13 protein-coding genes are annotated in these 12,910 nt (G+C 59.5%); 3 read left to right on the top strand and 10 right to left on the bottom strand.

From position 1 onward, the window contains the following. Positions 1 to 206: 206 nt before the first annotated feature. From rcdA to PVA19_RS14930, 3 genes are all read right to left on the bottom strand, one after another. Entirely contained in the window at positions 207 to 719 is a 513-nt protein-coding gene (rcdA, locus tag PVA19_RS14920; RefSeq protein ID WP_274103163.1) for a protease adaptor protein RcdA, read from the bottom strand. 352 nt (positions 720 to 1,071) lie between these two features. Next, positions 1,072 to 1,269, bottom strand: a complete 198-nt coding sequence (locus PVA19_RS14925; protein WP_062427921.1) for a DUF1192 domain-containing protein — start codon at positions 1,267 to 1,269, stop codon at positions 1,072 to 1,074. Continuing rightward, positions 1,266 to 2,549 carry an MFS transporter gene (locus tag PVA19_RS14930; RefSeq protein ID WP_062427922.1) on the bottom strand — a complete coding sequence of 428 codons (1,284 nt, stop codon included), beginning with the start codon at positions 2,547 to 2,549 and terminating at the stop codon, positions 1,266 to 1,268. The genes PVA19_RS14925 and PVA19_RS14930 overlap by 4 nt, the downstream gene beginning before the upstream one ends. Before the next feature lie 249 nt (positions 2,550 to 2,798). Here PVA19_RS14930 and PVA19_RS14935 point away from each other — a divergent pair, with 249 nt between their 5' ends. Then, positions 2,799 to 2,954, top strand: a complete 156-nt coding sequence (locus PVA19_RS14935; protein ID WP_165457088.1) for a hypothetical protein — start codon at positions 2,799 to 2,801, stop codon at positions 2,952 to 2,954. A 142-nt stretch (positions 2,955 to 3,096) separates the two neighbouring features. Here PVA19_RS14935 and PVA19_RS14940 read toward each other — a convergent pair whose 3' ends face one another. From PVA19_RS14940 to tkt, 7 genes are all read right to left on the bottom strand, one after another. After that, a complete protein-coding gene (locus PVA19_RS14940; protein WP_153311709.1) occupies positions 3,097 to 3,387 on the bottom strand; it encodes a 2TM domain-containing protein in 291 nt (96 codons plus the stop codon). Positions 3,388 to 3,713: 326 nt separating this feature from the next. Then, the gene (locus PVA19_RS14945; protein WP_236769615.1) at positions 3,714 to 3,848 is read right to left on the bottom strand and encodes a helix-turn-helix domain-containing protein; all 135 of its coding nucleotides are present in this window, start codon (positions 3,846 to 3,848) and stop codon (positions 3,714 to 3,716) included. Positions 3,849 to 4,081: 233 nt separating this feature from the next. Further along, positions 4,082 to 5,107 carry a class I fructose-bisphosphate aldolase gene (locus tag PVA19_RS14950; RefSeq protein WP_274103164.1) on the bottom strand — a complete coding sequence of 342 codons (1,026 nt, stop codon included), beginning with the start codon at positions 5,105 to 5,107 and terminating at the stop codon, positions 4,082 to 4,084. 265 nt (positions 5,108 to 5,372) lie between these two features. Then, on the bottom strand, positions 5,373 to 6,575 hold the full coding sequence (locus PVA19_RS14955; RefSeq protein WP_274103165.1) for a phosphoglycerate kinase: 1,203 nt from the start codon (positions 6,573 to 6,575) through the stop codon (positions 5,373 to 5,375). A gap of 104 nt (positions 6,576 to 6,679) precedes the next feature. Beyond that, positions 6,680 to 8,497, bottom strand: a complete 1,818-nt coding sequence (locus PVA19_RS14960; RefSeq protein WP_274103166.1) for a potassium/proton antiporter — start codon at positions 8,495 to 8,497, stop codon at positions 6,680 to 6,682. Between the two features lie 193 nt (positions 8,498 to 8,690). Further along, positions 8,691 to 9,701 carry a type I glyceraldehyde-3-phosphate dehydrogenase gene (gap, locus tag PVA19_RS14965; RefSeq protein ID WP_113271630.1) on the bottom strand — a complete coding sequence of 337 codons (1,011 nt, stop codon included), beginning with the start codon at positions 9,699 to 9,701 and terminating at the stop codon, positions 8,691 to 8,693. 145 nt (positions 9,702 to 9,846) lie between these two features. Then, positions 9,847 to 11,829 (bottom strand): transketolase, encoded by a 1,983-nt coding sequence (gene tkt, locus PVA19_RS14970; protein ID WP_274103167.1) that lies wholly within the window; start codon positions 11,827 to 11,829, stop codon positions 9,847 to 9,849. A gap of 388 nt (positions 11,830 to 12,217) precedes the next feature. Between tkt and PVA19_RS14975 the strand changes: the two genes are divergently transcribed. Together PVA19_RS14975 and PVA19_RS14980 are read left to right on the top strand one after the other, a co-directional pair. Next, the gene (locus tag PVA19_RS14975) at positions 12,218 to 12,490 is read left to right on the top strand and encodes a DUF4164 domain-containing protein (protein WP_062427932.1); all 273 of its coding nucleotides are present in this window, start codon (positions 12,218 to 12,220) and stop codon (positions 12,488 to 12,490) included. A gap of 12 nt (positions 12,491 to 12,502) precedes the next feature. Next, entirely contained in the window at positions 12,503 to 12,880 is a 378-nt protein-coding gene (locus tag PVA19_RS14980) for a cell division protein ZapA (protein WP_274103168.1), read from the top strand. The last annotated feature ends 30 nt before the right edge of the window (positions 12,881 to 12,910 follow it).

The raw sequence follows: 12,910 nt of genomic DNA on the forward strand, positions 1-12,910 counted from the left end.
CGGAGCGATCCGGGGTTTTTTGTTGTCTGGATGGCGGAGCGTGGGTTTTGCTTCGTGTAGGACGGATCGGCGCGCTGCACTCTGCTGACACCGCCTGCTCTTCAAGCGCTCTTTGACGTCCCGGCCTCGTGGCACAGTCCATCCCAGACAACAAAAAAGCAGGCCGGAGCCTGCTTCTTCAAAATCATGCGTCGGGAATAGCGCGATCAGTTGCTGTTGAACGCGGTGCGCAGCAGGTTGAGCTGTGCCTGAACGCTGTTTTCGTTGTCCGGGACCTTTGCTTCCGCTGGGCGATAGATTTCGCGGTCGAGAAGGGCAACGCGGTTCTGCAGGCGAAGCGAACGCTCGACGAGATCGCGGAAGGATTCCGGCAGGTCGTTCCAGCCTGGAGCGTTGCGATCGACGTTGAAGTTGTCGAGGCGGACCTTGTTCTTTTCGTTGAGAACCTGATCGCGGGTCATCTCGCCATTGTTGACGGCGCGCTGCAGCAGCAGCCAGGATGCCATCTGCATCAGGCGGGTGGTGAGGCGCATGGATTCCGCGGCGTAGAGCACCGAGGCCATACGCGGCAGCACCTTGGAGGCTGCGCGGCCAGAGCCATCGAGATAGCTTGCCGTTTCTTCCACCAGGCCCATGCCCTCGGCATAGAGAGTCTTGAACTGGTTCGAGGCTGCGGCGCGGCCGGCGAAGCTGATGGTATTCAAAACCTGTTCCGACATTTCTTTAATCCCTGCTTACGCATGATACGGTGAGGCAACGGAGTTAGCGGGTGAATTGTTCCGGCCTTTGTATTTTCAGGATGATACCAATACCGCAAATGCGCAAGCTGATTATTAAAGAAAGGTTAATACCCACAGTTTTGCAGGTTTTCCAACAGAATAAAAAAAGAGCCGCAAAAGCGGCTCTCAAGGTAAAACAGGGAGAAAAATCAGACCAATTCGCCGATAGGAGAAACTGCCTGAGGTTCAGCAGAACTGAACATGTATAGTAATCTCTCAGAAAGCTTAATATTTGGTTAATGGTAAACGAAAAACTGTCTCGCGGGGTAACGTTTGCTCAGCATTCTTGATCTCATCTGGTGCGAAACAGATTTTCCGCTGCCTTGCGGCCCGCCGACTTCTTCTCCTTTTCGCCCTCCAGCCGTTCGATTTCAGCTGACAGAATATTGATGCGTGCGGTCAGCTCATCCACCGAAAGCAGCGTCAGGTCGGCGCCAATGATGTGCGTGGTGTTCTGCTTTTGCGGAAGATCCTCGTCAAAGATACTCATATTCCTGCTCCCTTCTGCAAATCTGCTTCCTCTTCAGGATATTGCGGTGCTCTGGGGTCAAGCGAAGCGCTTTCCGGTGTCAGTAGCGGCGCAGGGGCCGTCGGCATGGTGGAGAAGTTATCCTTCTCCGCGGTGGTGAGCGCGGCGCGCTGCCTCGAGCGGAAGATAGAATAAGCCGTAATCAGAAGATGCGAAACCGCCGTTACCAGAAACAGCGCGTAGGGACCGAAGGAGGTCATGATCGGGCCGCCAAGCGTCGGGCCTATGATGGTGCCGATGCCGTAAAGCAAAAGCAGGCCGCCCGAGACTTTGACGAAATCTTCCGAGGAGGCGAAGTCGTTGGCGTGTGCGACCGCGATCGGGTAGAGCGCATTGGCGGCGGCACCATAAACGCAGATCATTCCGATCAGCACATAGACATGTGTCGGGTGGATGATCGCGATCGCAAGGCCCGCGACGGCGGCGAGCGCCGAGAGGCCTGCCAGCACGAAACGACGGTCGATACGGTCGGACAGCTTGCCGGCCGGAAACTGCGCGAGCGCGCCGACGAAGATGGTGGAACTGACCATGATGGCGATGGTGGTGGGATCGAGCCCCGCACGCGCGCCGAAGACGGCAGCAAGCGTACCATAGGCGCCATTAGCGATGCCGACCAGCAGGATGCCGACGAAGGATACCGGCGAATTGCGGTAGAGCGCCCGAAGATCGAGCTTGACCTTCTTCAGCGGTTGCGGGCTCTCCGCTTTTGACAACATGGCGGGAAGGATCGCGACGCAATAGATGATGGCGCAGACCATGAAGAGCGATGTATTGCCCACATGGCCGAAGGGAATGACGAGCTGTCCGGCCACCACGCCGAAGAGCGTAATGGCGATATAGAGCGAGAAGATCGCACCGCGGCTTTCATTGGTGGCGCGCTCGTTCAGCCAGCTTTCGATGATCATCGAGGTTCCGGCGGTGCAGAAACCGGTCAGGGCACGCAGGGCCACCCAGGAGACGTCGTCGATAAAGAGACCGGTCAGGAGAACGGTGAGGCAGATGACTGCAACGAAGCTGCCGAAGGCACGGATATGGCCGGCCCGGCGCACGATGGCGGGTGCTACAAAACAGCCGATGACGAATCCTGCCGCCCAGGAGGTGCCGAGAAAACCGAGCACTTCGTTGGAGTAACCTTCTTCCGAACCGCGCACCGGCAGAAGCAGGCCCTGCAGGCCGTTGCCAAGGAAGAGGAAGAGGGTGCTGGTGAGAAGAGCGAATACGGGTAGAATATTTCTGCTCATAAAGTCTCTCTCATGCTGATGCTATTGCCGGTATCATGTGGAAGATGGTGCGAATAAGACGCCGCCATGGTGAGCATAAAAATGTCCACCCTGTGACGATGTAGAATGAGTTTGACATTTGGCTCACGGATGCGGCAAGCCCCTAAATAGACATTTGCAGTTGAACCGGCGGCAGCGGCCAAGGGTTCCCGAAGAAGATGGCAGAAACGGTGGCACACAGCTTGCCCGATTGAGCCAAAAGGTTGCGTGATGACGAAGGCGATCGGCCTTTTGCTACTTCTGGCCATGGGTATCCAGCTCATCCGCCCGCTCGGATTCCCGGGCTTTAGACGACGTGCCGATTTCTGGAAGATCGCCGTGGTGGCCTTCGTTCTGTGGACGCTGGTGCTGCTCCTGCGGCCATGAATTTTGGCGCTCCCATCGATGATGGAAGCGCCTACAGCATCGGCCCGAAAATCGCTCTCGATTTTCGGAAAGCACGATGCGTAGCTTCAAAAAGCTAAAGCGTCCTTTGGGCGTTTAACAAAACGCACGGCGCTTTAGATGATCAGAGTTTGCGCCCGAGATAGTCCTCGACCTTCTTGCGCTCCCATGCGGCATTGAGGAAGGGCACGAGGTCGAAGGTGGTCATGCCGTTCATCGCAAGGGCGACACCCCAGCCGAGGGCTGGCCAGATGGCCCAGAAGTAATGCGGGCTGGTCACAAGGTTGATGACGACCAGCATGGCGATGACCAAGACATATTGCGCCACATGCAGGTAGAACTTCTTGATCTTTCGCACGCGCTCGAATGCGAGGGCTTCTTCGGCTTCTCTGGAGTCGACAGCAATGCTTTGCATATCCGTTTCCTTTTCTACGGTCAGTTGCGACACGTCGATCTCGAAGACGGATGTTAGAGCGTTTCCTTGTTAAATAGAAACGTTCTGCCGGAGCAGGTTTTCGTCAGGGCAAAGGCGATTGGCGAAGGGCATACCCAAGGGTACGGTCGAGCCGATCGCCTTTGAGCCTGGCGGAAAGATGCCCGGCCCTTCGGGTTGGTTGAAACGGGCCACCTGCTTGCCCGGACGGCTTGGCCGTATGCTTTGGCTACGGCACGCGCCGCCCGGACAATCAGTCGATCCCGTTTGAACCAACAGAACTGTTTCTATTTAACAAGGAAACGCTCTTACGTTGCGAGCGTTTCCAGGCTCGCGGATTGGCCGCGCTCGATACGCTGAATGGTGCGCACGCTCAAGCCACTGACGATTGCCAACTGCTCCTGCGACCAGCCACGCTGTAGCCTGAGTTTCTGTACCAGCATCATTCTCTCCAAGGTTCGACGCGGCCGACATTTCCGCAAACCGCCATCGATCACCACGCCATCCGCCCGACTGTCGGGTTGCTGTCGGGACGGTGACGGGCCTGTCATGGCGGCATACTGCGCCGGGCGAGCGTGAATTTGAAGAGCGGCGAGCCGCCGCGAAAAGAAAAAGCCGCTCAAGGGGAGCGGCTTTTCAGTACAGTCTTATATAGGGCTTACATAGCGAGGCGACGTCACGCCGCCTTCTCAAGCTCCTGCTTCCAGTTGCCGCGCGCTGCCAGAGAATTCATCTCGGCGCGGTGGCGGAAGGCGCGCTGGCCGGCTGCGACATTTTCCTGCTTGCCGCCCCAGGCATGGAGTGATGCTTCCTGCAATGCGCGGCCATAGGAGAAGGTGACCGACCAGGGCAGGTCATAGCCGGCATTGATGGCCGAGAGGTGGGCTGTGGCCTCTTCCGATGACTGGCCGCCGGAGAGGAAGGCGATACCGGGCACAGTGGATGGCACGGTGGCCTTCAGCACCTTGACGGTCTTTTCGGCGACCTCTTCAACGCTTGCCTTGCGGGCATTCTTGCCGTCGATGACCATGTTGGGTTTCAGGATCATGCCTTCCAGATCGACGCGGGCATCATAAAGCTCGGTGAAAACAGTGCGCAGCACCCATTCAGTCACCTCGGCGCAACGGTCGATGCTGTGGGTCCCAGGCTTGCCGTCCATCAACACTTCCGGCTCGACGATCGGCACGATACCGGCCTGCTGGCAAAGGGCTGCATAGCGGGCAAGCGCCTGGGCATTCGCCTTGATCGATCCCCATGTCGGAAGCCCATCACCGATCGCGATGACGCCGCGCCATTTGGCAAAGCGTGCACCGGCCTCGTAATAGGTCTTCAGGCGATCCGCCAGGCCATCAAGGCCCTCGGTCACCGTCTCGCCGGGGAAGAAGGTCTGCGGCTTGGCGCCCTTGTCCACCTTGATGCCGGGAACGGCGCCGGCGGCCTTGATGATCTCGACGAAAGGCGTGCCATCGGCGGCCTTCTGGAGGAGCGTTTCCTCGTAGAGAATGACGCCGGAGATGCACTTCGTCATCGCCTCGTCGGTGCGGAACAGCATTTCGCGATAATCACGGCGGCTGGTTTCGGTCGATTCCAGACCGATCGTATCGAAGCGCTTCTTGATCGTGCCGGTGGACTCATCCGCCGCCAGCAGTCCCTTGCCGTTCGACATCATTTTTTGTGCAATATCTTGAAGACGTTCGGTCATTTGCGGTTCTCCCAATACATAATCATACTCAGATACCAGACAGAGGCAGAAAGATGGCAGGCTAACGCCTTGAATCGTTTGAAAAGGTTTTGATGTGTCAACGTTTTTTAAGGCTGTCTACGACGTGTGAAATCGGCGAAAAAGAAGACGCTTGATGCGCCGTTTGGTTCCGAAGACTGAGGTGGGTGCTGAAGCAATAAAAAAACCGACGCCGGTTATGGCGTCGGTCAATCGTTTCACTCAGGCGCCTCTTGGTAGAAGCGCGTTACTTCTGTTCCTGCAGAATAGCGACGCCGGGCAGGACCTTGCCTTCCATCCATTCGAGGAAGGCGCCGCCGGCTGTCGAGATATAGGTGAAGTCGTCGGCAACGCCCGCATGGTTGAGTGCTGCGACCGTATCACCGCCGCCGGCGACGGAGACGAGCTTGCCGGACTTGGTGCATTCGGCGGCGTGGCGGGCGGCAGCGACCGTTGCGGTGTCGAAGGGTTCGATTTCGAAGGCGCCGAGCGGGCCGTTCCAGACCAGCGTTTCGGCGCGCGAAATCCAGCCCTTGATGGCTTCGACCGATTTGGGACCGACATCGAGCACCATGGCGTCTTCGGGGATGGCGTTGATATCGACAATCTCGTTGGCGGCATTGGCCTTGAACTCGCGGGCAACGACGCCGTCATCCGGCAGCACGATGGCGCAGCCAGCCGTTGCGGCCTCGATCATGATCTGCTTTGCGGTTTCGGCCAGATCATGCTCGCAGAGCGACTTGCCGACCTGCGTGCCGCGGGCGGCGAGGAAGGTGTTGGCCATGCCGCCGCCGATGACGAGTGCGTCGACCTTCTTGACGAGGTTCATCAGGAGATCGATCTTGGTGGAGACCTTGGCGCCGCCGACAATGGCAACGACCGGCCGGGCAGGGGCGCCGAGACCCTTTTCCAGCGCTTCCAGCTCCGCCTGCATGGTGCGGCCGGCATAGGCCGGCAGATGGCGGGCAAGACCCTCGGTGGAGGCATGGGCGCGGTGGGCGGCGGAGAAGGCATCGTTGACGTAGACATCGCCGTTCTTGGCAAGCTCGGTGACGAAGGCCGGATCGTTCTTTTCCTCGCCCTTGTGGAAGCGGGTGTTTTCCAGAAGCAGGATATCCCCGTCATTCATCTTGGCGATGGCGTCCGCAGCAGCCGGGCCGATGCAATCGGTGGCGACGCGGACGGCGTGGTCGAGAACCTCTTCAAGCGCAGGCGCGATCAGCGACAGCGACATGTCGGCAACCGGCTCACCCTTCGGGCGACCGAAATGGGCGAGCAGAATGACCTTGGCGCCCTTGTCCGAGAGTTCCAGGATTGTGGGTGCCACGCGTTCCAGGCGGGTCTTGTCCGTCACCTTGCCGTCAGCAACCGGCACATTGAGATCGACGCGAACGAGAACGCGCTTTCCGGAAATGTCGGTGAGGTCGTCAAGGGTCTTGAAGGCGGGCATAGATCAATCCTGTAAAACGTGTTTGAAACAATGTCTTCGGGCGCGACCATACTATGCCTGACCGACGACGCAAGGCGTTTTCGTCACGATGCCATGACGGGTTTTCACTTCGCGTTCAGGCGGGCGCGGCGCCTTTCCTTGCGGTGCTCGCGGGCACGGTGGATGATGTCTTTCAGGCTGATGAAGATCGGTAGCGTGGTCGCCGGTTCGACCGGTTCAAGCGAAATGCCGATGCTGGAAATCGCGTGGTTTTCATCAAGATCGCGGACGATCAGGATCAGCGAGCCGAGACGGATGCGATCGGCATATTCGGCTTTTCCGCCAAGGCGGGATTCGATCAGTTCGCCAACGGTGAGCGACTGCTCCTGGGGCGTGATCAGCCCCGGCCCGTAGGATGCATCCAGTTCCGTCGCCGGGCGTTGCGGCGAGATGGCAAAGGTGCCGAAAATGTCCTCGTCATCGGCGGTCACCGGCTTGGCGCTGGCAAAGAGGCGGTCGAGCAGCCTTGCATTGCTGGGGATGACGAAGAGATAGACGAGATCGTTCTCTCGAAGCCTGCCGGCATATTGATAGCGGATCGATGTGCCGTCGCGCACGACCAGAGACGGCATGGCCCAGCGGGGAATGCGTTCGCCCTGCAGGATCGCGCTGCCCTTGGCCACGCGGTAGGAGATCAGCTCGTGGGTTGCCGTGCCGGGCAGATCCACTTCCAGCTTGTCCACCTCGCCCATGCGCGGTGGTACCACGAGGCCAAGACGGGTTGCGACAGGCTTAATCGTCCAGCCCTGCAGGAGAAGCGAGACGAGCACGATGATGAAGGCAGCGTTGAAGTAGATCTCGGCATTGTTGAGCCCACCAAGTGCGGGCAGGATGGCGAGCAGAATGGAGACGGCGCCACGCAGACCGACCCATGCAACGAAGCTCGTTTCCTGCTGGGTGTAGTTGAAGGGCATGAGGCTCAGCCACACCGCAAGCGGCCTTGCAACGAAGATGAGGAAAAGCGCAAGCAGGATGGCGGGGATGATGATGGCCGGAAACTGCGAGGGTGTCGCCAGCAGGCCGAGCATCAGGAACATGATGATCTGCGCCAGCCATGTCATGCCCTCATGAAAACGGCGGATGGCGCCCTTGGCGAAAATCTTGCGGTTGCCGGAAACGATGCCCGCGACATAGACGGCGAGGAAGCCACTGCCGTTCAGCGCGCCGGTGAAGGAGAAGACGAGGAGCGCGAGCGCCAGAACGAGGATGGGTGCGAGCCCGCGATCCATGGTGAAGCGGTTGACGACCTTGACGATCATCAAGCCGCCGAGCACGCCGAAGATCAGGCCAAGTCCCATTTCTTCGAGGAACATCAGCAGGAAGCCGCTGTCGAAACCCGCCAACCCCTTGCCGCGACCAACGACTTCCACCAGTGCGATGGTCAGAAAAATCGCCATCGGATCGTTGGTGCCGGACTCCACTTCCAGCGTGGAGCGCACTTGGTCACGAATATGGATGCCGCCGATGCGCAGCAGGAAGAACACGGCTGCCGCATCGGTGGAGGCGACGATGGAGCCGAGCAGCAGGCCTTCCAGCCAGGAGAAACCGAGCAGCAGCGCAGCAGCGCCCGCGAAGAACACCGCCGTCAGGACGACACCGACTGTGGCAAGTGTGAGGGCGGGCCGGGACGAGAGCCGGAAGGTCTGTAATGGCGTGCTGAAACCGGAATCGAAGAGGATGACCGCCAGCACCAGCGATCCGAGCATATAGGCCAGCGCACTGTTGGTGAATTCGATGCCGAGACCATCCTTGCCAGCGGCAAGGCCGATCATCAGGAAGAGAAGCAGCAGGGGCGCGCCAAAGCGGTAGGCGATCAGGCTGGAAAAGGCGGCTGCAAGAACAAGGACGTTGGCGACCAGCAGCAAGAGATAAAATGATTCCAATGCCCTAACCTTTGCAAGCGATGCTTTGAAGCTGGCGCACAGCCTCCCGTCTGCGACTACCGAATCTTGTCAGTGATTGTTCAGGTTGAAAATGGACCAGAGCAAGGCGGGAGCGCCAGCGCCGGCGACGGACCCATAAAAAAACCGGCGGGATTGCTCCCACCGGTTCGTTGGATTGTCACTGACCGTCAGATCAGATGGTCTTGGCAAAAGCCACGGCCGTGTCGGACATGCGGTTGGAGAAGCCCCACTCGTTGTCGTACCAGGAAAGCACGCGCACGAAGTTGCCTTCCATGACCTTGGTCTGGTCGGTGGCGAAGATCGAGGAGTGGCTGTCGTGGTTGAAGTCACGCGAAACCAGCGGCTCGTCGGTGTAGCCGAGAACGCCCTTCAGCGCGCCGTTCGACGCAGCCTTGATGGCTTCGTTGATTTCTTCGACCGAGGTTGCCTTCTTGGCGACGAACTTGAAATCGACGACCGAGACGTTTGGTGTGGGAACGCGGATCGAGGTACCGTCGAGGCGGCCCTTGAGGTGCGGCATGACAAGACCGACGGCCTTGGCAGCACCGGTCGAGGTCGGGATCATCGACAGCGCTGCAGCGCGGGCGCGGTAAAGATCCTTGTGCATGGTGTCCAGCGTCGGCTGGTCGCCCGTGTAGGAGTGGATCGTCGTCATGAAGCCATGGTCGATGCCGATCAGGTCATCGAGAACCTTGACAACCGGCACTAGGCAGTTGGTGGTGCAGGAGGCGTTGGAGATGACGAGGTGATCCTTCGTCAGCTGGTCGTGGTTCACGCCGAAAACAACCGTCAGGTCGGCACCGTCGGCCGGAGCCGAAACGATGACGCGCTTTGCGCCAGCGGTGAGGTGAGCGGCAGCCTTGTCACGGGCGGTGAAGATGCCGGTGCATTCCAGCGCGATATCGACGCCCAGTTCGCCATGCGGCAGCGTTGCGGGGTCGCGCACGGCGGTGACCTTGATCGGCTTGCCGCCGCCAACGGTGATCGTGTCGCCTTCGACCTTCACCTCGGCCGGGAACTTGCCGTGAATGGAGTCGTAACGCAGCAGGTGTGCATTGGTCTCGACAGGGCCAAGATCGTTGATGGCGACGACTTCGATGTCGGTCCGGCCGGATTCGACGATGGCGCGAAGGACGTTACGGCCGATGCGGCCGAAGCCGTTAATGGCTACTTTTACAGTCATTTACAGTCTCCCGATCAATAATTTACGTCTGAATGGAATAGCTTGGGCGCGAAGTGGCGAAGGCGTGGGGCGCGCTCCACCGCTTGCGGCGGTCGACGACCGAAGATCATGACGTGCAAGACGCCCTGATCTTCGGCCAATGGGATCAGCCGAGCTTTTCTTCGGCTGCGGCGACAACCGCTTCCGCGGTGATGCCGAAGTGCGGGAAGAGGTCCTTGGCCGGTGCAGAAGCACCGAAGGACTGCATGCCGACGAAAGCGCCGTCATTGCCGATGAAGTAATCCCAGCCCTGGCGAATGGCCGCTTCGACGGCGATCTTGACCGGCGCGTCGCCGATGATCGCCTGACGATAGGTTTCCGGCTGCTCCTTGAAGAGTTCGAAGCAGGGCACGGACACGACGCGGGCGGAAATGCCCTTGTCCTTCAGCGTGGCGGCGGCCTTCAGCGCAAGCTCGACTTCCGAGCCGGAGGCGAAGATCGAGACCTTCGCGTCGCTTGCCGAAACCAGTTCATAGGCGCCGTAGGCAACGAGGTTCTTCTCCTCATAGTCCTTGCGGGCCGGCGTCAGGTTCTGGCGTGTGAGTGCCAGGGCGGAGGGACGATGCTTTTCATGCAGGGCAAGCTGCCAGGCTTCTGCCGTTTCCGTCTCGTCTGCCGGGCGGAAGACCAGAAGGTTCGGAATGGCGCGCAGTGCCGCGATCTGTTCCACCGGCTGGTGGGTCGGGCCGTCTTCGCCAACGCCGATCGAGTCATGCGTCAGGACGTGAACGACGCGGATGCCCATCAATGCGGCAAGGCGGATCGACGGACGGCAATAGTCCGAGAAGATCAGGAAGCCGCCGGAGTAGGGGATCAGACCGCCATGCAGCGAAATGCCGTTCATGGCCGCGGCCATGCCGTGTTCGCGGATGCCGTAATGCATGTAGCGACCGGAGAAGTCGGTCGGCGTGATCGACACCATCTGGCTGGTCTTGGTGTTGTTGGACGGTGTCAGGTCGGCGGAGCCGCCGAGCATTTCCGGCACGACGCCGTTGATGACTTCGAGTGTATCTTCGGATGCCTTGCGGGTGGCAACCGTCGGGTTGTTGGCCGCAACCTTCTTCTTGAAGGCGTCGATGGAGCTGTCGAAGTTTCCGGGCAGATCGCCGGCGAAACGGCGCTTGAACTCGGCCTTCTTTCCAGCCTCGACCGCTTCCAGGCGGGCTTCCCACTCCTGGCGTGTCTTGGTGGAACGCAGGCCTGCCAGACGCCATGCGTCGAGCACGTCTTCAGGAATGACGAAGGGTTCGGCTTCCCAGTTGAGATGCTTGCGGGTTGCAGCGATTTCTTCTGCACCGAGCGGCGAGCCGTGCACCTTGTGGGTGCCAGCCTTGTTCGGGGCGCCGAAGCCGATGGTGGTCTTGGCTGCAATGAAGGTCGGGCGATCCGACTTGTGGGCTTCTTCGATGGCAGCGGCAATCGCTTCCGGATCGTGGCCGTCGATCTCGATCGTGTGCCAGTGAACCGCCTTGAAGCGTTCGATCTGATCGGTGGAGTCGGACAGGCCGACTGCGCCGTCGATCGTGATGTTGTTGTTGTCCCAGAAGAGCACGAGCTTGTTCAGGCGCAGATGGCCGGCAAGCGCGATCGCCTCATGGCTGATGCCTTCCATCAGGCAGCCGTCGCCGCACAGAACATAAGTATAATGGCTCTGCAGGTCGGAGCCGAATTCTTCTTCCAGCTTGCGCTCGGCAATCGCCATGCCGACAGCATTGGCAATGCCCTGGCCGAGAGGACCGGTGGTGGTTTCGATGCCGGTGGCATGACCATACTCCGGGTGGCCGGCGGTCTTGGAGCCAAGCTGACGGAAGCGCTTGATCTCGTCGATCGTCATGTCTTCGTAGCCGGTCAGATACAGGCACGAGTAGAGCAGCATGGAACCGTGGCCGGCGGACAGCACGAAACGGTCGCGGTCGGGCCAGTGCGGCGCCTTGGGATCGAATTTCAGGTAGCGGGTAAAGAGAACGGTGGCGACATCCGCTGCTCCCATCGGCAGGCCGGGGTGGCCGGAATTGGCCTTCTCCACAGCATCCATGGCAAGAAATCGGATTGCATTGGCCATCCGGTCGTGTTTGTCGCGAGAAATCATGGCTTTTCCGTTTGTTCCGGGTGAAAGGAGATAGTCGTTCTAACTATCCAAAAAGCGGGTTGATCCATAGCAGGTAGGGCGGCTCTGTCAATAAATCCAGCCTGATGTTGCGGTTCGATCGGTCACAAAAATCGTTTCGCATCAAAAGATTCGCGCGCCGCCCATGGCCACATTCGATCTCGCGCAAGCTTCGCGCCGCGCTGTGGCCATAATCAGGCAGGGATGCTGAAGCCCATGTTTGCGACTTTGCATTCATCCACAGCCCAAAGTGCTTGAATGTATTGGTTTGATTGACGCGGGCGCAAAACGGGTAATATCGTATCAATGCCTTGAGTGACATAGGGCGGCAACGATTCGGGCTTGCCGCTTATGCGGTTTGGAAGAAACGATGACGGCGGAAAAAACAATACAAGTCGCGCTGTCGGAGCTCAGCTCCGCAATCACCAGCCTTGAAAACGCCCTTGATATGCGCCTGGAGCGCCAGCGGGAAAGTGCCGAGGTGGAGGGTGAGGTCAAGCGCGTGCACGTGGATCGTGCCCGTCTTGCTCAGGAGCTCGACCAGTCGCAGTTCCGCGCCAATCGCCTGGAAGAGGTGAACCGCGAGGTCTCGCGCCGCCTGGTGACCGCCATGGAAACCATCCGCGCCGTACTGGACAGATAAGAGGAGGCCCGCATGGCTCAAGTCACCGTGATGATCGACGGCAAGGCCTATCGCATGGCCTGCGAAGCAGGGCAGGAAGACCACCTGACCGATCTCGCAGCGCGTTTCGACCGCTATGTCGGCCATCTGAAGAGCCAGTTCGGCGAGATCGGCGATCTGAGGCTGACCGTCATGGCTGGCATCATGATCACCGACGAGATGTCCGAGCTGTCGCGCAAGATCGAAGCGCTGGAAAACCAGGTCGCGTCCTTGCAGCAGAACCGCGACGGCATGGCTGAAAGCAAGGCGAAGGCCGACGAGCAGATCGTGCTCGCCATCTCCGATCTCGCCGTGCGGTTGAACGGCATTACCGAGAAACTGGTGGAGAGACCGAAGCCTTCGGTCAATTGAGCTTGCGAGCGTAAGCCTGCCATCAAGATT

The organism is Agrobacterium sp. CNPSo 3708 (assembly GCF_028674915.1).
Taxonomy (GTDB): domain Bacteria; phylum Pseudomonadota; class Alphaproteobacteria; order Rhizobiales; family Rhizobiaceae; genus Agrobacterium; species Agrobacterium cavarae.

Excerpts from the sequence above, each read along its gene's own strand:
- PVA19_RS14935 (WP_165457088.1), top strand. The coding sequence starts at position 2,799 with ATGACGAAGGCGATCGGCCTTTTGCTACTTCTGGCCATGGGTATCCAG.
- PVA19_RS14975 (WP_062427932.1), top strand. The coding sequence starts at position 12,218 with ATGACGGCGGAAAAAACAATACAAGTCGCGCTGTCGGAGCTCAGCTCC.
- PVA19_RS14940 (WP_153311709.1), bottom strand. The coding sequence starts at position 3,387 with ATGCAAAGCATTGCTGTCGACTCCAGAGAAGCCGAAGAAGCCCTCGCA.
- tkt (WP_274103167.1), bottom strand. The coding sequence starts at position 11,829 with ATGATTTCTCGCGACAAACACGACCGGATGGCCAATGCAATCCGATTT.
- PVA19_RS14945 (WP_236769615.1), bottom strand. The coding sequence starts at position 3,848 with ATGCTGGTACAGAAACTCAGGCTACAGCGTGGCTGGTCGCAGGAGCAG.
- PVA19_RS14930 (WP_062427922.1), bottom strand. The coding sequence starts at position 2,549 with ATGAGCAGAAATATTCTACCCGTATTCGCTCTTCTCACCAGCACCCTC.
- PVA19_RS14950 (WP_274103164.1), bottom strand. The coding sequence starts at position 5,107 with ATGACCGAACGTCTTCAAGATATTGCACAAAAAATGATGTCGAACGGC.
- PVA19_RS14955 (WP_274103165.1), bottom strand. The coding sequence starts at position 6,575 with ATGCCCGCCTTCAAGACCCTTGACGACCTCACCGACATTTCCGGAAAG.
- gap (WP_113271630.1), bottom strand. The coding sequence starts at position 9,701 with ATGACTGTAAAAGTAGCCATTAACGGCTTCGGCCGCATCGGCCGTAAC.
- PVA19_RS14925 (WP_062427921.1), bottom strand. The coding sequence starts at position 1,269 with ATGAGTATCTTTGACGAGGATCTTCCGCAAAAGCAGAACACCACGCAC.
- PVA19_RS14980 (WP_274103168.1), top strand. The coding sequence starts at position 12,503 with ATGGCTCAAGTCACCGTGATGATCGACGGCAAGGCCTATCGCATGGCC.
- rcdA (WP_274103163.1), bottom strand. The coding sequence starts at position 719 with ATGTCGGAACAGGTTTTGAATACCATCAGCTTCGCCGGCCGCGCCGCA.